This is a genomic window from Planctomycetota bacterium (genome assembly GCA_026387035.1).
Lineage (GTDB): Bacteria > Planctomycetota > Phycisphaerae > FEN-1346 > FEN-1346 > JAPLMM01.
This window is the reverse complement of record JAPLMM010000220.1, coordinates 1-19,214: the sequence shown is the minus strand read 5'-3', so window position 1 is coordinate 19,214 and position 19,214 is coordinate 1. Positions and strand designations below refer to the sequence as shown.

Annotated in this window: 11 protein-coding genes; 10 read left to right on the top strand and 1 reads right to left on the bottom strand. The window is 66.7% G+C overall.

From position 1 onward, the window contains the following. Positions 1-114: 114 nt before the first annotated feature. The 6 genes from NTX40_07835 (at position 115) to NTX40_07810 (ending at position 11,078) form a co-directional block, all read left to right on the top strand. Positions 115-1,506 (top strand): tRNA modification GTPase, encoded by a 1,392-nt coding sequence (locus NTX40_07835; GenBank protein ID MCX5648990.1) that lies wholly within the window; start codon positions 115-117, stop codon positions 1,504-1,506. A 239-nt stretch (positions 1,507-1,745) separates the two neighbouring features. Further along, a complete protein-coding gene (gene pilM, locus NTX40_07830; GenBank protein ID MCX5648989.1) occupies positions 1,746-3,755 on the top strand; it encodes a type IV pilus assembly protein PilM in 2,010 nt (669 codons plus the stop codon). An 80-nt stretch (positions 3,756-3,835) separates the two neighbouring features. Beyond that, a complete protein-coding gene (locus NTX40_07825) occupies positions 3,836-4,951 on the top strand; it encodes a hypothetical protein (protein MCX5648988.1) in 1,116 nt (371 codons plus the stop codon). Between the two features lie 69 nt (positions 4,952-5,020). Beyond that, positions 5,021-6,661 carry a hypothetical protein gene (locus tag NTX40_07820; protein MCX5648987.1) on the top strand — a complete coding sequence of 547 codons (1,641 nt, stop codon included), beginning with the start codon at positions 5,021-5,023 and terminating at the stop codon, positions 6,659-6,661. A gap of 358 nt (positions 6,662-7,019) precedes the next feature. Then, positions 7,020-10,343 carry a hypothetical protein gene (locus tag NTX40_07815; GenBank protein MCX5648986.1) on the top strand — a complete coding sequence of 1,108 codons (3,324 nt, stop codon included), beginning with the start codon at positions 7,020-7,022 and terminating at the stop codon, positions 10,341-10,343. A gap of 135 nt (positions 10,344-10,478) precedes the next feature. Then, positions 10,479-11,078, top strand: a complete 600-nt coding sequence (locus NTX40_07810) for a hypothetical protein (protein MCX5648985.1) — start codon at positions 10,479-10,481, stop codon at positions 11,076-11,078. 158 nt (positions 11,079-11,236) lie between these two features. Here NTX40_07810 and dnaK read toward each other — a convergent pair whose 3' ends face one another. After that, positions 11,237-13,168, bottom strand: coding sequence for a molecular chaperone DnaK (dnaK, locus tag NTX40_07805; protein ID MCX5648984.1), 1,932 nt, complete (start codon positions 13,166-13,168; stop codon positions 11,237-11,239). 315 nt (positions 13,169-13,483) lie between these two features. On the opposite strand from dnaK, the gene NTX40_07800 reads away from it, so the two are divergent. The 4 genes from NTX40_07800 to NTX40_07785 all read left to right on the top strand — a co-directional run. After that, positions 13,484-14,260: a hypothetical protein gene (locus NTX40_07800; protein MCX5648983.1), complete on the top strand. Its 777-nt coding sequence runs from the start codon at positions 13,484-13,486 to the stop codon at positions 14,258-14,260. Further along, on the top strand, positions 14,257-14,811 hold the full coding sequence (locus NTX40_07795) for a tetratricopeptide repeat protein (protein MCX5648982.1): 555 nt from the start codon (positions 14,257-14,259) through the stop codon (positions 14,809-14,811). The genes NTX40_07800 and NTX40_07795 overlap by 4 nt, the downstream gene beginning before the upstream one ends. 261 nt (positions 14,812-15,072) lie before the next feature. Continuing rightward, positions 15,073-17,544: an ATP-dependent Clp protease ATP-binding subunit gene (locus NTX40_07790; protein MCX5648981.1), complete on the top strand. Its 2,472-nt coding sequence runs from the start codon at positions 15,073-15,075 to the stop codon at positions 17,542-17,544. 246 nt (positions 17,545-17,790) lie between these two features. Beyond that, positions 17,791-19,214 (top strand): tetratricopeptide repeat protein (locus NTX40_07785; protein ID MCX5648980.1); only part of this gene is annotated, 1,424 nt, incomplete at its 3' end.

Sequence of the window (19,214 nt, the reverse complement as noted above, 5' to 3'; positions counted from 1 at the left end):
ATGAATTCCGAATGACGAAACTCGAACCGCGCGATTTCATTTCGTCATTCGAATTTCGGATTTGATTCGTCATTCGGATTTCGTTATTCGTCCTTTTGGCCGGACGAGATGCACGTGAACCTTGCGGATACCATCCTTGCCGTCAGTTCGCCCGCGGGTCCCGGGCAGCGGGCTATCCTCAGGCTCTCGGGTCCGGACGCGGTGGCCATCGCGGACCGCGCGTTCGCAGCCTCGGACCACTCCTCCATTTCCGCCTGGCCGACTTTCGCGGCGCGCCCCGGGCGCCTCGAGCCGCCGGGGACACTCCTTTCGGCGCCCGCCGTCGCGTACCTGATGCGCGGGCCGAAGTCGTACACCCGCGAGGACGTGGTGGAGTTTCACGTCGGCGCCTGGCCGGCGCTGGAAGGCCTGATGGTCGAGGGTCTCTTGCGCGCCGGCGCCCGGGCGGCGGGGCCCGGCGAGTTCACCTGCCGGGCGCTCCTGGCGGGCCGGCTGGACCTGGCGCAGGCGGAGGCGGTGATGGCCGTCGTCGGCGCCTCGAGCGAGGCGTCGCTGCGTGCGGCGGGCGACCTATTGAGCGGGCATCTCTCGCGTGAGATCGAAGGCCTCGTCGATCGAATCCGCGACGCCCTCGTTCGGATCGAAGTGGACCTGGACTTTTCGGACCAGGACATCGAGACGGCGCCCGCGGGGGAAGTGGCGCGGCGTCTGGGGCTCTTGCGCGAGGCGCTCGCGGACCTGGGGCGCCGGAGCCGCGGTCTGGAGACGTTCGCGGGCGAGGTGCGCCTCGTCATCGCCGGCCGGCCGAACGTCGGCAAGTCGAGCCTCTTCAACCGCCTGCTGCTGGAGGACCGGGCCATCGTCGCGCCCCAGGCCGGAACGACGCGCGACGAACTGCGGGCGGCCCTCCACCTGGAGGGCGTGACGGTGGTGCTCTCCGACACGGCGGGCCTGGATCCCGGCGCGCCGGGACGGGACGAACTGGCGGGCAAGGCCCGCGCCAAGGCGCTGGAGGCCCTCGAGCGGGCGGACCTCGTGCTCCTGGCGCTCGACGCGACGAGCCCGGATTACGAGCGGACGCGGGACCTCGTGGCGCTCCTCGCGGCGCCGATGGTGGTGGCGGTGACGAAGTGCGACCTCGAGTCCCCGGCGCGGGCGCTCGCGTGGCTGGAGTCGCGCGGCCTGGGGGCGGAGACGATTGCGACGAGCGCCGTGACGGGCGAGGGGCTCGGGGCGCTGCGGGCGGCCCTGGTGCGCGCGGTGGAGGGCGGGGCGGTGGACCGGGAAGCGAGCGGGCCGGTGGTGACGGCCCGGCACCGGTCGGCGATGGAGGAGGCGGCCGGGGCGCTCGGGCGTGCGGAGCGGGTGGCGCGCGAAGGCGGGGAGGGGGAACTCGTGGCACTCGAACTTCGGGAGGCGCTAGCGGCGTTGGGCGGTATTTTGGGGCGCGAGGCCGACGCGGGCGTTCTGGAGCGGATTTTCGCGCGGTTCTGCATCGGAAAATGACGGTGACGGACAGGAGCAGGAGGCGGCGCGCTCTGGGTAAGGGACTCCAATACAAGAACTTAGGGCTTGGCGCGGGGGAATTGACTTGACGATGGTTCGCGGGGTTGGGTTTAATACGGCGGGAGAGGGGCGCGACGCACCCTGCCGGGCATGCCGGTCGACCCGGACCCACCCGGGCCGGCGCGGATGCCCACGAGTCGGACTTGCCGGCGGCGCCCGCGCCAAGTGAGGTACGCATTATGCCAACCGCCAAGACCGTATGGGGTATCGACGTCGGGCAATGCGCGTTGAAGGCGATCCGGTTGCGTTGGCGCGACAATCGCCTTCAGGCGGTGGGGTTCGACGTCATCGAGCATGCGAAGGTTCTGAGCCAGCCGGACGCCGACGAACAGCAGTTGATCCGCCACGCGTTGAAGAAGTTTCTCGGGCGCAACAGCATCAAGGGTTCGACGATTGTGGTCAGCGTGCCGGGGCAGGCGAGTTTCACGCGGTTCATCAAGTTGCCTCCCGTCGAGCATCGCAAAGTTCCGGAGATCGTGCGGTACGAGGCTCGCCAGCAGATTCCGTTCAACCTGGACGACGTGGTGTGGGATTACCAGACGCTGAGCCCGGCGGGGACGGGCCCCCGCGAGGTGGAAGTCGGGATCTTCGCGATGAAGCGGGAGATCGTCGCCGACTACGTGGCGGACTTTCTGGCGATGCGGATCGAGCCGGACATCGTTCAGATGGCGCCCGTGGCGCTCTACAACTTCCTGATGTACGACAAGCAGGGCGGGGGCGGTGCGACGATCCTCGTCGACGTGGGGGCGGAAAACACGAACCTCGTGATCGCCGACGCCGAGCGAGTGTGGATCCGGCCGGTGCCGATCGGCGGCAACAACTTCACGCAGGCCCTCTGCAAGCAGTTCAAGTTGCCGTTCGCCAAGGCGGAGAACCTGAAGCGTCACGCGGCGGAATCGAAACACGCGCGCAAGGTGTTCCAGGCGATGCGCCCGGTGTTCGGGGACCTCTTGACGGAAGTTCAGCGGTCGATCGGGTACTACACGAGCCTGCACCGCGACAGCCGGATCGAGCGCGTGGTGGCGCTGGGCAACGCGTTCCGGTTGCCGGGGCTCCGGAACTTCCTGGCCCAAAGCCTGGGCCTGGAGGCGGAGGCGATCGAAGGGTTCCACTCGCTGCCGGACGCGTCGGCGCTGAATGCGCCGCTGTTCCGGGAGAACGTGCTGTCGTTCGGGGTGGCGTTCGGTCTGGCGATCCAGGGTCTCGGCCTGGCGACGATCCAGACGAGCCTCCTGCCGCCGGAAATCCTGAGCCAGAAGATCATGCGGAAGAAGCGGCCGTTCTTCGTCGGCGCGGCCGCCTGTCTCGTGGCCGCGATCGGATGTTTCGGGTACGACCAGATCAAGGGCTTCGGCGAACTGGCGGGCCAGCCGGGCGAAGTGGACCGCATAGAACGCGACGTCGGCCAAATGGCCGGGGAGAACACGGCCAAGCAGGCCCTCTTCGAGAAAGAGAAACAATCGCTGGTCGAGCGGCAGACGAAACTGGCGGAAGTGGAAGCCGTCGCGTCGGACCCGGCGTATGCCTATGAGTTGGCGCGGGCGGTCTGGGAGGCGTTGCCGTACGACGAAAAGTGGAGGACGTACGATCCCGCGAAAAACTCCCCGCCGCGCACGGACCTGAGGATCGTGGAACTGCTGGACCTGAGGGCGCAGTACGTGGCGGACGTTCGGCCGTACTCGGGTTCGGCGAGCGCCGGCTTGGACGACATCGAAGTGATCGAGGCCGGCGCGGCGCCGGCGGCAGCGCCGGCGGCGGCACCGGCGGAAGGCGAGTCGGCCCCGGCCGCGCCGAAGGGAACCCGCGGACCGAGGCCGGGGATTCTGGTTCGGATTGTCGGCATTACGCCGAAACCGGCTCGCGACGGGCATCAGTTCGTCAACGACGAACTGATCGAGAAATTGAAGAATGCCCCGCAGACGGTGCGGCTTCGAACGCTTGCGGGCGACGAGATACTGGCGAAGGTCCGTCTGACAGGCCGGTTCGGCGACCAGAGGGAGTTTGCCGATTTCAGCTCTACGCGTTCCGAGGCGCGCGGCGCGGCCGAGGCGCCGGCGGGTTCGCAGACCGTCGAGATCGACCGCCGGAACGACTTCTGGTTTGTGGCCGAGTGGGTGGTGAAGATGCCCGGCCAAGGGATGGCGCCGGCGGCGCCGACGGGGAACGTGGCGGAGAAGGAGCCGTTGTAGGCCTCCCCGGACCGGCGAGGCGCGACGGGTCGGTCTGAGACGGTCTCGGCCGGGGGGAAGAGGCGGCGAGGAGAATACGCATGATGGAATTCGTCAAACGCCACGCGTTTCTGCTGGCCCTGGGCGCGGGGTTCGTCGTGATTGCCGCGGCGGTTCTCGTGACGGTCCAGTTCGGCTACCGCGGACCAAGTTCGGCACTGGAGGCGAAACTGGCGCGCACCGAGGGTGCGGCCCGAAATCTGCTGGGGAGTCCGCTGTACGGCCAGAAACTGATCGAGCAGATGTCCGCCGAGGTTAAACAGCGAGAGGCGCGTTACGAGGAGATCCTGGATTATCTGCGGAAACTGGGCCAGGCCCGCAAGCCGCTCGTCGAGGGACTTTTCCCCCGCAGCACGGACGTAAATCTCCGTCACTCGTTCAAGGCGGAATACGACCCGGCCCTGGACCGGTTCATGAAGACGCTGGGGGCGATCCTTCCCCTTCTGCCGCAGGACACCCCCGAGGCCGAGAAGGCCGGCCGGCTGAAAAAGTTCGAGCAGGCGACGATGTTCGCCCACCCGCAACAATCGTTTGTTCGGCCGGATTGGGTGGACAAGGCCGAAGCGCCGATGCTGGACCAATGCGCCGTCGCGCAGGAAGACCTCTGGCTGATGTCGGACCTGGTGGGCATCCTCGCGGAGATCAACCGGGACTCTCTGGCGGTCCCGCCCCCCGTCATTCGCAACGTGCCGATCAAGGAACTGGTGGAGATACGGATCGGAGCCGGCGTGGCGACGCTGGAGGGTTCGAAGGGGGGGACGGGCGGGGCTCGGTATCTTCCGTCGTCCGCCCCGGCGGGTGTGTCCGGGGCTCCCACGGTGTCGGGCCGGCTCTCCAAGCCCGGGTTCTACCTCGTCCTGCCGTTCCGCCTGGTGGTGGTGATCGAATCGCGGTGGTCGGGCGAGCTGCTGCGCCGGCTCAAGGGGACCGAGAGTTTTCTGAGCGTGGAAGCGTGGCACATGAAGCCGATCGTGCCGGAAGCGTTCGAACGGTTCCGGGGGAGCCTCCTGGCGTCGTCGCGGGAGGTGTACGGGAACGGCGGGGTGGTGCTGCTGGAGGTGGTAGGCGAGTCGCTGGTTTTCCAGTTTGCGGGCGGACGGGTGACGAACCCGCCGCAAACAGCCGCGGGGCCGGAGGCGCCGGCGCAGGCAGGTTGATCTTCGAGGGACTTTCCGCCGGGCCGAGGCTGCCCACGCCGGGTGACCCGGGCTGAAGGAGTTTAGCGAATGGCTACCGACCTGAGGGAATCGTGGTGGGGCCGGCATTTTGAGAAGGTGGTGGTTCTGGCGACGGGGCTGGTCTTCATCGCCTCGGTGGTGCTGTGGGTGGTCCTGCGGGAGTCGCGTGTCGAGAAGCGCGAGGTGATTCGCCGTCTGATTCAGCAGATTGGCGGTCGCGACGAGGACACGATTGAGAAGGTGTTGCCGGAAGAGGAGCAGCGGCAACTGGGCCTGACGAAGTTGCCGCTGACGGTGGCGGAGTTCAAGCGCCGATTGGCGCAACGGCCGCCCAAGTGGCCGGAAGGGGATTTCGTGTGGGGTATCCCGACGACTGGACCGCCGCCGCTGCCGGTGGAAAAGGTGGTCACGCCGCCCAAGCAGATTCTGGCTGTCGAGGAGGTCCAGACCGCTGCGGGCCGAGGCGTCACGCCGGAGGCCGTCAGTCACCCCATGGAGAAGATGGCCGAGCAGGGCCTGTCGGACGTCGCGTGGGTCAGTTGCGTCGGCAAATTCAATCTGGACCTCCAACTGGAGCAGTACCTGGCGGGGAGGGTGGAGCCGCAGCCGATCGTCATCACGCGGGTGGAGATGTCGCGCCGGGAACGAAAGCCGGACGGCGCCTGGTCCGATTGGGAAGCCGTGACAGGGCAGGGCGCCAAGGCCGCGATCGACAAACTGCCTCGCCGGCCGGAGAACAGTCGAGACAGCCGGGCCGTCATCGCGTGGGCCCGGGGCCTCCTGGCGGTGCAGGAGGAAGTTCGCCGCATCCCCTTCGTCGTTCTCGTGGCCCGGGACGCGGAAGGCAAGTGGGTGCACGACATTGCCGGTGACGTGAAGGGCGTCGAGCAGCCGAGTCTTCGGGTGCCGGCGGGAGCGGGGGCACCGGCGACGCCGGCCGCCCCGGGGCTTTCGCCGGAGGCGGCAGTTCCTTCGGGCGCGGGACCGGCGGCGCCGGCGGCCCCGACCAGCGCGGCGTGGTGGCTGACCGAACCGACGGGGCCGGTCGCGCCGACGCCCGCCGGGCCGACGCTGACGGGTCCGGTCGAGCCTCAGTACACCTACGCCAAGGTGTGGGCCCACGATCTTTCGGTACGCCCGGGGCGAACGTACCAGTATCGGATGCGCGTCACGGTGTTCAATCCGGTGTACAGCCATCCGGATTGCGGGGACGAGCAGGCGAAGTGGACGCCGGAACGCGTCGGCGAGTGGAGCGAGCCTTCCGTCGCGGTTACCATTCCGCGCCTGGTTTACTTCTACTTCGTGGGTGTCTCCGGCGACCGGGCGAACCTGGAACTGCACCGATGGATTCACGGCCAATGGGTCATCGTCCGAAGCGTCTCGTGCCGGGTGGGCACGCCCGTCGTCTGCAGCAAACTCGTCCCGATTAAAGTGCCGGGCTCCGGGAAGGATGTGACAGAGACGGTGGACCTGAGTCCCGGGGTGCTGTTGGTGGACATGATCCGTGGGTTCCCTTATACGCCGACGGGTATGAAGGCCATACCGACGAATGTCATGGTTTTCTCGGACACCCAGGGCAACCTGGGCCAGCGGATCGATTGGGAAGACAAGAAAGAGGCGAATCAACGTCGGCAGGAGCGTGAAGCGGCGGCACCGGCGGTCGTCCCGGCCACGAAAAAAGGCGGATAAACCCCCGGATCTTGGGCTTCCGCGACCGGGTTGCCCAGGGGGTTGGGGGTGAGGTCAGGAGGGCGGAGCCCCGCGGCGGCCGGGAGGCCCATAGGGGACGAAAACCGGCAAGATTTTGCTTGCGGAGCCTTGGTGGTTTGCTAGAGTGTCCCGGTCGCCGGATGAAGAGAAGAGCGGTAACGAACGGCAATCATTCGAGTTATGCCACATTATTCCAAGTCGGGCATGGAGATGTCGGTGTAGTGGGGGCATCCGAAGGCACCGCCGACAACGGATTTCCGAATTCCCGAGGGGCCTTGGGGCCCACCTGCCGGGAGCGGTGTCTCGTTTCCCTGTGTCGCAGACAAGGAGGTCCGTTTTGAAACCCGCGAGGATGCTATTGATTATCGGGATCGTGGGGGTGCTGCTCTCGGCCGAGGCAATTTCAATCGCCGCCGAGGCCGAACTGCCGACCGCCGACCAACTGTTGAGCGAGGCCGCGCGGCTCTACGACGGCCACAAGTACGATGCCGCGCTGAAGCGGCTCAACGAGATTCAACGCGACACCCTCGGCTTCTGGGACAAGGGCAAATTCGACTCCCTCCTCTCCAAGACCCAGAAAGCCGTCGGCGCCAAGGCGGCCGACGAGCAAGCCTTGGCCGAGGGGCAGAAAGCCCTCGACACCAAGCGCGTGGCGACGGCCGTTGAGAGCCTGTCGCAGGCGGCCAACAGCGCGTATCTGGAAGACGACAAGCGCGACCAGGCCAAGGGGCTCCTTCAGGTGGCTGAGGAGCGCCACCGTCAGGCCGAGGCCAAGGCCAAGGAACTCCTGGGCCAGGCCAAGCAGGCCCTCGACAAGGGTCAGACGGCCGAGGCCCGCGCCGCGATCGTTGGCATCAGGGCGATGGACGTGAAACTCGGCATCTTTGACCGGATGGCGCTCGGGAGCCTGGAGAAGAAACTGGCGGGCCAACCGGCCGCCACGCCTCCCCAAGAGAAAGTGGTCGTAGCATCGGCTGAGCCGGTTGACGTGAAGGCCGTCGCCGCGCCGTCGGAACCGGCGAAAGCCAAGGTCGCTCCTCCGGCGGAACCGGCGAAAGCCAAGGTCGCTGCGCCGGCGGAACCGGTCGAAGCGGCTCCCGCGGCGGCGATCCGCGAGACGGCGGAGAAACTGACCCTGGCCGACCAGGCCCGTCGGGCCGAGGCCGAGAACGAGACGCAACTCGGTGAAATGGCCCTGAAGGACCGTGAGTACGAGAAGGCGAAGATCCATTTCACCCGGGCGCTGGCGCTGTGGCCCGAGTCCGAGCGCGCCGCCAAGGGCCGCGACGAGGTGATGCGCCTCCTGGGCGAACGCGAGGAGCCGGTGATCCGCCACGTCGAGATCAGCCGGGATATCGAACGGCAGCGAGTGACGGCCAACGTTCTGGAGTTGGTGAGCGAGAGCGAACGGCTCCAGACGAAGGCGGAGCGGCCGGAGGACTACGACGAGGCGCGGCGGCCTTTGGACGAAGCGGACCGGCTGATCGACCTGGCGCGGGTCCTGATGCCTGAAGAGGCGGAAGGGCTTCGTGAACAGGTTCTCGTGCTTCGGGGCCAGATCAACAAGCAGAGGGCGGAGGCGGAAGCGGCCAGGAAGGGCCGGGCCGAAATCGCCTCCCGAAAGGCTGAAGGGGAACGCATCGCCCAATACGAGCAGGACCAGCAGCAGAAGATCCAGCAACTGTGGGATCGCGCGAAGGAACTGCGGCGTTCGATGCAGTTCCCCGAGGCGATCGAGGTGCTGGACCGGCTGATCGCGATCGACCCGCAGAACGATCGAGCCCGCCTGTGGCGCGACGACATGATGTATACGGAGTCGCAGGTCCGCCAGACTTGGGTCCGAAAGGACCGCCAGGTGGGCAGAGTCGAGGCCTTCGTGGATACGGAGCAGGCCGCCATCCATCCGGGCGAAATGACCGACTACATCCCGAAGGAGAAGCCGAATTACCTCCGCTATCCGGATGCCAAGATGTGGCAGGACCTGACGGTGTTCCGCCGGAAACTGACGCAGATGGTGTCCGAGGAGCCGCCGGCCGTCTCGCAGACCCGCGCGCGCCTGGCGGAGACGATCGACCTGGACTTCGAGCACACGAGCCTCGACAACGTGCTGAAGTACATCAGCGAGGTGAAGCGCGGTCTGAACATTGTTCCGGATCCGGACCTGGCGACGGGGGGGATCGATCTGACGACGCGCGTGGTGGACCTCAAGGTCAAGGGCGTGTCGATCGAGTCGGTTCTGAGCCTGATCCTCGGCGCCGACCTCGGGTACAAGGTCGAGGCGGGGTACATCCTCGTGACGACCCGCGCCAAGTTGCAGCAGAACCTGCCGATCGTGACGTACCCGGTTCAGGACTTGGTGGCGAGCATTCCGGACTTCGGAGGCCTCGCCCCGCGGTTTGAGATCGGGGACGTGACGGGCGCGGCGGGGGCCGCCAGCGGCAGCGGCGGCGGCGGGTTCGGCGAGTTGTTCGGCGGCGGCGCGGCGGCGACCGCGGAAACCGAGCAGATCGGCTGGAAGGAACTCGTGGACATCATCAAGCGCAATGTCAACACCCTGGCCGACCCCAGCGTGGCCGCCTGGACCGACGAGGGCGGGCCCTCCGCGATCGATTACATGAACGGACTGTTGATCGTCACGCAGACGCGCCAGGGGCACACGCGCGTCAGCGACCTGCTGGAAAAACTCCGCCGCGAACGCGCCATCATGATCAGCGTCGAAGCCCGCTTTGTCACGGTCGCCGACGATTTCCTCCAGGATATCACCCTGGACGTGGACGTCCAGTTTGACCCAGCCGCCAACCCCCTGCGATGGAACCCGGCCGGCCAAGTCGTGCAGGACCCCGCCGCCGGCGCGTTCGACACGCTGCCCGGCCAGGTGGGCGGCGTGGCCGGCACGCCGCGATGGGGGTCGCCGATCATCGTATCGGGCACCGGCTCGAACGGCTTGGGGACCTCGACGCTGCTGCCGCTTGCGGGGACCGCGTTCGCAACCTTTACCGCGAACGAAGGAGGCATGGCGGTGAGTGGCGTCTTCCTGGACGACCTGCAGATCGGCTTCCTCCTGCGGGCCATCCAGGCCGATTCGCGGTCCACGACGCTCTTCTCGCCGCGGATCACGCTGTACAACGGCCAGCGGTCCTACATCAGCATCTCAAACGTCATCACCTACCTGGCCGATGCCGAACCGATCGTGGCCGAGGCCGCCGTGGCCTGGGATCCGGTGGTCGGCTCCATCCCCGTCGGTGCCACCCTGGACGTCAAGGCCACTGTGTCGGCCGACCGGCGTTATGTCCAATTGGACCTCAGGCCCCAAGTCGCCGACACGAATGTCGCCAACTGGCGGCAGGTGCCCATCGAGGCGATTGTGCCGGGCGCCCTGCCCGCCGTGTTCCTCATCGACTTGCCCCAGGTGTCGCTCAGCGACTTGAGGACGACCGTGAGCGTGCCGGACGGCGGGACGCTCCTTCTGGGTGGCAACAAGCGATATGGGGAGACTGAAGTGGAAACCGGCGTCCCGATCCTCAACAAGATCCCAATCCTGCGGCGCCTCTTCAACAACCGGGCCAGCCTCCGCACCAACTCCAACCTCCTGATCCTCATCCGCCCGAAGATCCTTATCCAGTCCGAGGAGGAGCACAAACTCGGGTACGATGACTTCTAGCATTGAGTGTCGCAAGGTACGGCGGGGAGTCCCGGCGGCGCCGGGACTCCCCCCGTCTTTTTTGTTCGTCGTCGGCCGTCGTGCGGGCTACGATAGGGGCGCTGTGGGGGACGACTCTCAGCTGAAGGAGCGGCCGTGCTGCCTCTGATTCGCATGGTGGTTGCGATCGAGATGATGGCGCTGCCCGTATGGGCCGGCGCGGTCCTCGCGCGTCCGGGGGCCGGTTTGGGGCCGCGGCTTGCGCGGCTGCCGGCGGCCGTGGTGCTCCTGGCGGGCGCGCTTCTCGTGATGGCTTCGCTCGTCGACGGGGCGACGGCGGTCGGCGTCCTTCGGACCCAAGCGGTCGCCCTCGGGTTTCTGGTGTTTCTGGCGGGCCTGGGCGTCCTCGTGGAGCGCGTGGCGGGCCCGCGAGCAGCCCAGTGGATAGTCGCCCTCGTGGGCTGGATCGTCGTCGGGTCGGTCGTGTGGGCGGGTCCGATGCTGGCCCTTCTGGAAGGCCCGGCCCAGGCGATGGCGGCCCAGGTGGCTGTCCACGCCAATCCCCTGGTCGTGGCGGAGCAGGAACTGGGCCTGGTGTGGGTGCGGCAGGACTTGACGTATCGGATTTCGCCGTTCGGCGAAAGTTACAGTTACCTCGTGCCGGGCATCGCGTGGTGGAAGACGGTGCTCGCGCACCTCTTCGTCGGGTCGGGGCTCCTGGTGTTCAGCCTGCCGAAGAGGAAAGGGACGGAGTGACGAAGTGACGGAGTAACGTAGGCGGGATGCAGCTTTTCAGCTTGGAATATCTTTGGACTCCAATTGGATTGGACAACCGGCCATGTGACGCCGGGACAGAAACGAGCGCGCAGCAGCCTGCGGCGCCTGCGTTACTTCGTCACTCCGTCACTTCGTTACTACTCCTTCACTTCAAAGTCGGCGTCGATGACGTCGTCGTCGCCGCCTTTCTTTTCTTCGGAGGGTGCGGCCTGGCCGGGGCCTGCGGCGTGTCCGGCGCCGGCCTGGGCGCCTTGGCCCTGTTGCTGATAGAGCATCTTGGCCAGGCTGTGGGAGGCCTGGTTGAGGGCCTCAACGGCGCGGTCGATGCGGGCGGGGTCTTCGCCCTTGAGGGCTTCGTGGACCTCCCCGATGGCCTTCTCGATGCGGGCGCGGTCGTCGGCGCCGAGTTTGTCGCCGTGCTCCTTCAGCGTGTGCTCGACCTGGTAGACGAGGGCGTCGGCCTGGTTGCGTTTGTCGACGAGGGTGCGGAGTTTTTTGTCCTCCTCGGCATGGCTCTCGGCCTCCTTTCTCATCTTCTCGACTTCCTCCTTCGAGAGGCCGGAGGACTGCTGGATCTTGATGGACTGCTCTTTGCCGGTCCCGAGGTCCTTGGCGTTGACGTTCAGAATGCCGTTGTGGTCGATGTCGAAGGAGACCTCGATCTGCGGCAGACCTCGCGGCGCGGGGGGGATGCCCGCGAGTTGGAAGCGTCCGAGGGTGCGGTTGTCGCGGGCCATCGGCCGCTCGCCCTGCAGCACGTGGATCTCGACGGTGGTCTGATTGTCGGCCGCGGTGGAGAAAACCTCCTTCTTTCCCGTCGGGATGGTGGTATTGCGCTCGACGAGCGGCGTCATGACGCCGCCGAGCGTCTCGATGCCCAAGGACAGGGGCGTCACGTCCAGCAGGAGGAGGTCCTTAACTTCTCCCGTGATGATGGCGCCCTGGATGGCGGCGCCGACGGCGACGACCTCGTCCGGGTTGACGCCCTTGTGGGGGTCCTTGCCGAAGAGTTCCTTGGCGAGGGCCTCGATGGCGGGCATGCGCGTCTGGCCGCCGACGAGCACGACCTCGTCGACGCGGAAGTCGGCGCCCCGGCGTTTGCGGGTGTCCTCGAGGCACTGGAGGCAGGGCCGGCGGGCGCGGTCGATGAGGTCGCGGACGAGTTCCTCCAGTTTCGCCCGCGTGATCTTCATCGTCAGGTGCTTCGGGCCGCTCGAGTCGGCCGTGATGAACGGCAGGTTGATGTCGGTCTCGGCGACGGTCGACAGTTCGCACTTGGCCTTTTCAGCGGCCTCCTTGAGCCTCTGGAGGGCCATCTGGTCCTTCCTCAGGTCGATCCCAGAGTCGGCCTTGAAGGTGTCGGAGATGTGGTCGATGAGGCGCTGGTCGAGGTCGTCGCCGCCGAGGTGCCCGTCGCCGTTCGTCGCGATGACCTCGAAGACGCCTTCGCCGACGTCCAGGATCGAAATGTCGAACGTTCCGCCGCCGAAGTCGAAAACGGCGATCTTCTCGTTCTTCTTTTTCTCCAGGCCGTAGGCCAGGCTGGCGGCGGTCGGCTCGTTGATGATCCGCAGCACTTCCAGCCCGGCGATGATGCCGGCCTCCTTGGTGGCCTGGCGCTGTGAGTCGTTGAAGTAGGCCGGAACCGTGACGACGGCTTTCTTGACTTCCTCGCCGAGGTAGTTTTCAGCCGTTCGCTTCAGGTCCTGGAGGATCATGGCGGAGATTTCGGGCGGCGTGTAATCTTTGCCTCTCGCGTGCACCTTTACCAGTTCCTCGGCCCCGCCCACGATTTCGTAGGGGACCAGTTTTTCCTCGGCCTGGACTTCGCTGTGGCGCCGGCCCATGAACCGCTTGATCGAGAAGATCGTGTTCCGCGGGTTGGTGATGGCCTGGCGTTTGGCCACCTGGCCGACCAGCCGCTCACCCTTGTCGGTCACCGCGACCACGGAGGGGGTGATGCGGTTCCCCTGGGCGTTCGCGATGACGGTGATCTTATCGCCCTCGCGGACAGCCACCACGGAGTTCGTGGTGCCCAGGTCGATTCCGATGACTTTTCTGGAAACCATCGCGTTCACTCCTTCTCACGCTGATCCGTCAGACGGTAAAAGGCTCCGCGTGCCGACACCGGAACCCTCCCGTAATTAATCTTTACGGCAAAACCCGTGCCACCGGCGCCGGACGACTGGAAAGGCATCGCGAGGCCCGAGCAACGGTATTCTACGGACTTCTGGCCGCGATTGCAACAAAGGGTCCTCGCCGGGTCGGCCTGCCATTCCGACAGACTTCGCCCTGCCCGTCGCCCCCGCGCTGCCGTTTTGGCAAACCCCCGTGGCGGGGAAAACGGTTGACCCCTGCCGCCGGGCAACTTATAAGGAGCGCGTATGGAGACCCTTCGAGCCTTTCTCCTGGCGCTGGGTGTTGCGGGGTGTGCGGCGGCGTCGGGGTGCGCGGTGCCGCTTGTCGTGTGGCCCACGTTGCCGGCGGACCTTGGCCACACGCTCCAGGTGCGCGACGCCGAGGGCCGATCCGCCGCGGAAGGCTACGTCCTCTTCCGCGTGTACGAATACAACGGGGCGGGCCTGGCGGAAGGGGACCGCAACGTCCGGAACCGCCAGGTGTTCGACGCGGCCTTCGAGACGCGCAGTCCGACCGCCGTCCGTGTGCCGGAAGACACCGTGACGAAATACCGACTCGACCGCCTCGAGGTGCTGAAGATCGCGCCGAACGGGACCGTTCAGGTCCCGGCGATCGTCCGGCCGGGGACGCTGTGGCTCGTGCCCGGTTCGGTGAAGGCGAAGGAGGGCGTGCACCAGCGCACCTATTTTGGGGAGGTTCAGGCGTTGGAGGGGGGCCGGCCGCCGAGCGACCGGGTCGAAGTGACGCTGGCCACACGCCAGTTGGCGTTTCCCTCGCGGCTGGATCCGGTCGCGTGGCGGCGCGAGTTGACGGCGGCGCTCCAGGACGTTCGCCGAGGCGCTCCCGACGAATTCGCCGCCGCCGAGTTCCTGGAGAAGGAACTGGCGCGCCTGGCGGCATCGGCGCCGGAGGCGTTCGTTCCGGACGGCGTCGGGCCCGACGAGGAACGCAAGATCCCGCTCACGCCGTCCGAGTCGGACCAAGGCATCCCGCCGGCCCTCGAGATGGAGCTGACGCCATGAATCGATGCCCGGCTCATCCTGTGTGGATCTGGGTGGCGGACCTCCTTCTGCCCGGGGCGGGCCACGTCTGGGTCGGTTTTGTGAAGGGCGGCGCGGCCATGGCCGTCGCGTGGGGTTTCCTGACCGGCGGCGCCCTGGTACTGGAGATTTTCCGGGCCGGTGCGGCCGTTTCGTCGTGGGAGTGGGCCCTTCGTGGATCGGCGGCGGGCGTGTACGTTGCCGCCCAGGCGTCGCTTGGGTTTCGCCTGCGGGCGATAAGGCGAGTCGGGCAAACGGACCGCGACGGCCGGTTCTGCTCGGCCCTGGTGGCGTACCTTCAGGATCGGCTGGACGAATCGGAATCCGTTTGCCGGGCCCTCCTCGAGTCGGACCCGGACGACGTGGAGGCTTTCTTTCAGTTGGCGATGATTGCGCGGCGTCGGGGGGATGCGGCGACGGCGCGGCGGCACCTCGTCCGGGCGCGGTATCTGGACGACGCGGGGCGATGGGATTTTGAGATCGAGCGCGAAATGTCGGCCCTCGCGGGGTCGGCGGGGCGCGCCGCCAAGTGACCTGGCGGTCGGTCCGTCCGGTCCGAGACTTGCCGAAAAGGCCTTTTTCGGCCTTCCGAAGGCGGTTTTGCTGCGGCAACGGGAGGATTCTGACGATAAAGCAGACGGTCGGCGTTCGCCCCGAGCGGGGCGTTGGCACCGTCGGGGTTGAAATCGGCCGCCGGCGAGGTAGAATACAGGAGCGCCGGGCCGCGGGAAACGTCTCCGGAGCCGGCGAAGCGGGTTCGGGCGAAGTCCCACCCATGACAGCGAGGCGAGACGATGTTTGAACGGTTTACTGACCGTGCCCGAAAGGTGATGGCGCTGGCGAACCAGGAAGCCCAGCGCTTCAACCACGAATACGTGGGCACGGAGCACGTCCTTCTGGGCCTGGTCAAAGAGGGCCAGGGCGTGGCGGCGAACGTCCTGCACAGCCTGGGGATCGACCTGAAGAAGATCCGCCTCGAAGTGGAAAAGATCGTCAAGAGCGGCCCGGACATGGTCACGATGGGAAAACTCCCCCAGACGCCGCGGGCCAAAAAGGTCATCGAGTTCGCCATCGAGGAGGCCCGCAACCTCGGCCACAACTACGTCGGGACGGAACACCTCTTGCTCGGCCTGCTGAGGGAGCACGACGGAGTGGCGGCCCAGGTCCTGATGAACCTCGGCTTGAAACTCGACGACGTGCGGAGCGAGATCCTCAACATTCTCGGCGCGGCGACGGAAGGCGGCGAGGCCGAGACAGAGGCCCAGCGAGGCAAATCGAAGACGCCGGCCCTCGACTCCTTCGGCCGGGACCTCACGCAACTGGCTTCCGAAGGCAAACTCGACCCGGTCATCGGCCGAAAGAACGAAATCGAACGCGTCGTCCAGATCCTTTGCCGCCGGACCAAGAATAACCCCGTCCTCCTGGGCGAGGCGGGGGTCGGCAAGACGGCCATCGTCGAAAGCCTCGCCCAGCAGATCGTCTCCAGCGAGGTGCCCGAACTCCTCTTGAACCGGCGCATCGTCGTCCTGGACCTGGCGATGATGGTGGCGGGGACGAAATACCGCGGCCAGTTCGAGGAGCGGATCAAGGCCGTCATGAACGAGGTCCGCCGCGCGGGCAACGTCATCCTCTTCATCGACGAACTGCACACGCTGGTCGGCGCCGGCGGGGCCGAGGGCGCCATCGACGCCTCCAACGTCCTGAAGCCCGCCCTGTCGCGCGGCGAAATCCAGTGCATCGGCGCCACCACCCTCGACGAGTACCGCAAGTACGTCGAGAAGGACGGGTCGCTGGAGCGCCGGTTCCAGACGATCATCGTCGAGCCGCCCACCCCGAAGGAAACCGTCGCGATCCTCAAGGGCCTCCGGGACCGGTACGAAGCCCATCACCACGTCCAGATCACGGACGGCGCGATCGAGGCCGCGGTGGAACTGTCGAACCGCTATATCTCGGGCCGCTACCTGCCGGACAAGGCGATTGACGTCATTGACGAGGCGGGGGCGCGGATCCGCCTGCGCACGATGACCCGCCCGCCGGACGTCACCCACATCGAGCAGGAGCTCGAGCGGGTGAACCAGGAGAAGGAAGAAGCGGTGGCGGCGTCGGCGTACGAGCGGGCGGCAGAACTGAGGAACCGCGCCGACGCCCTCCGTGCGAAGAAAGATTCGCTCGTCGCCGAATGGCACGAACAGGGCCGGGAAGTCGAAGGCATCGTGGACGAAGAGACGGTCGCCGAAGTCGTGAGCCGTATGACCGGCGTCCCCCTGACGCGCCTGGAGAGCGAGGAAACGGAGCGCCTCCTGAAAATGGAAGACGAGATCCACAGGCGCGTCGTGAGCCAGGACGAGCCGATCCACGCGATCGCCAAAAGCCTGCGCCGAAGCCGGTCGGGCCTCAAGGACCCGCGCCGGCCGATGGGATGCTTCATCTTCCTCGGGCCGACGGGCGTCGGCAAGACGCTGCTCGCCAAGGCGCTGGCGGAGTTCATGTTCGGCGACGAGGACGCGCTGGTCCAGATCGACATGTCGGAGTACATGGAGAAGCACAACGTGTCGCGGCTCGTGGGCGCGCCGCCGGGCTACGTGGGATACGAAGAAGGCGGCCAGTTGACCGAGCGGATCCGCCGCCGGCCCTACAGCGTCGTCCTCCTCGACGAGATCGAAAAGGCCCACGCCGACGTCTACAACATGCTCCTGCAGATCATGGAGGAGGGGAACCTGACGGACTCGTTCGGCCGGCGCATCGACTTCCGCAATACGGTTGTGATCATGACCTCGAACATCGGCGCCGACATCATCAAGAACCAGGCCGGCCTGGGTTTCCGGAAGAAGTCGACCGAGGTCACCTACGAGCAGACCAAAGAGATGCTGATGAAGGAGGTCGAGCGCCACTTCCGTCCGGAGTTTCTGAACCGCGTGGACGACATCATCATGTTCCGGAACCTGACGCGGGAGGACCTGACGAGCATCGTCGACATCGAACTCGCGAAGGTCCGCGAACGCCTCGAAAGCCAGGGACTCCAACTCGTCCTCACGGACGAGGCCAAGGAGTTCCTCATCGAGAAAGGGTACAACCCGGACTTCGGCGCCAGGCCGCTGCGGCGGGCCATCGAAAACCTCATCGAGGACCATATCTCCGAGGAACTCTTGCGCGGGGCCTACAAGGGAAAAAATCGCATCACCATCAGCGTCAAGGAAGGCCATCTGTACTTCGAGGGAACGAGCCACAGCCCCGAGAAGCCCGTCGAGGTCCACAACGGGACGTGACCGGCGCCGGGACCAGCCCCCCGCCCCGAAAGGGGTCCAACATGGACAGGGACAAGCGGGGCGGCGAACCCGCCCGCGCCGGGGCTTTCCCCTACCCCCTCCATCCTTCCGGGGCTATAATTAGGGTGAGGCCCAGGCCTCCGAAGATGCCGATAGAAAAGCAGCGGGCTCCGCGCCTCGCGAGAGGCGGCGGTGGAAGGCCTGCTGCGGGGAGGGTTGACCATGAGGCCCTTGAGGATCGGCGCCTTGACACTTCTTGGCGCCCTCGCGATTTCGATGATGGGCTCGACGGCGCTGGCCCAGCGGTTTGTTCCGATGCGTTACGACCTGCGCTCCCGGCGGGCCCAGTACGGCGGCAACCCGTACCCCACGTCCCGCAATTACGACCCCTATGCCGCGTACAGGGGTTATGGGGGATACGGCGGGTATGCGCCGCCGGCGCAATCGGACCCATACTCATTCGAAGCGGCCCAGCAGCGGAACTATGTCATCACGGGCAACGTGCGCGCGGGCAAGTCCTTCCAGGGAACCACGCCGTACCAGGATTCCGGGGGCCGATTGACGACCAACCTGCCGACGCTCAGGTTGAGCAATTTCCGACGCGACAGCGTTGGCGTGGAGGATTTGGGAACCGGGGTGGAGTACGGCCTGCCGCTGCCGTATATCCCCTCCTCGGCGGCAGTGACGACGTCGGGGATGGTGGACCAGCGCTTTGCGCCGCCCCAGGTGTATGCCCCGTCGTACGCCGGCTCCTACGGATACAACGCCCCCATCCCCTTGCCGCAGGCCTACGGGCAACCGGGCAACGGGATCGTGTTCTGGTCGCCCGACGTTTTCCTGGGCGAGGAGGGCGGCGCGGCCGCCGTTCCGGACAACCTGCCGTTGCCGCAGGGCTTCTGGGACAGGCTGGAGGCGTACACGGAGGGCGGGGAGGAGGCCAAACAGGCCTTTTCGCTGGCCCAGGGCCCCGAGGGGGAGGAACCGGAGCCTTTCGGCGCCTATGGATTGAGAGGCACTTTGCCACAGAACGTGTACGATCCGCGCCGCGACATGGACAGGGCGGGGGAAGAGGCGCCGGCCTTCGGCGGTTCAGCCCTCTACTGGTTGAAGGACGAGGCGGCTTCGGTGGCCGAAACGGGCGAGACGGAGGTGTCGGCCGAGATCGCTCCTCAGCGTGTGGACACGGGCGCGATCGTGCCGCCGCCCGCAGGGGGGTTGCAGAAAGTGCCCGAAAGCCGGTATGCCGAACAGGTTCGGCGCGCCCATGAGGCGATGAAGGCCGGCCGCTTTGCTGAGGCCGACCGCATCTATAGCGACGCCGTGGCCCTTGATCCGGGCCGGCCCGCCGCCGCCTTTGGCCGCGCGCACGCCCTCCTCGGTCTGACCTATTACCATCAGGCGTCGCTGGTGCTTGTCCGCTATCTGCGGGTCCACCCCGCGTGGGCCGCCGATTTGCCCGACCTGAAGAGCGTCTATGCGGATGCGCAGATGTATGAGCGGACCGTCAGCGACCTCGAACGTTCCGCCAAGGGGGAAGGCGCGACCCCCGCCCATCGCTTTCTCCTGGGTTATGTGCTCTGTGCGGGCGGCCGCCGCGACGAGGCACGCCCGTATCTGGAACAGGCCGCCGCCTCCGCGGAAATGAAGGAAGCCGCCCAGGCGCTGCTCGA

What these genes read in the sequence shown, in the direction of transcription:
- pilM (MCX5648989.1), top strand. Translation starts at nt 1,746, where the DNA reads ATGCCAACCGCCAAGACCGTATGGGGTATCGACGTCGGGCAATGCGCG.
- NTX40_07825 (MCX5648988.1), top strand. Translation starts at nt 3,836, where the DNA reads ATGATGGAATTCGTCAAACGCCACGCGTTTCTGCTGGCCCTGGGCGCG.
- NTX40_07820 (MCX5648987.1), top strand. Translation starts at nt 5,021, where the DNA reads ATGGCTACCGACCTGAGGGAATCGTGGTGGGGCCGGCATTTTGAGAAG.
- dnaK (MCX5648984.1), bottom strand. Translation starts at nt 13,168, where the DNA reads ATGGTTTCCAGAAAAGTCATCGGAATCGACCTGGGCACCACGAACTCC.
- NTX40_07800 (MCX5648983.1), top strand. Translation starts at nt 13,484, where the DNA reads ATGGAGACCCTTCGAGCCTTTCTCCTGGCGCTGGGTGTTGCGGGGTGT.
- NTX40_07795 (MCX5648982.1), top strand. Translation starts at nt 14,257, where the DNA reads ATGAATCGATGCCCGGCTCATCCTGTGTGGATCTGGGTGGCGGACCTC.
- NTX40_07790 (MCX5648981.1), top strand. Translation starts at nt 15,073, where the DNA reads ATGTTTGAACGGTTTACTGACCGTGCCCGAAAGGTGATGGCGCTGGCG.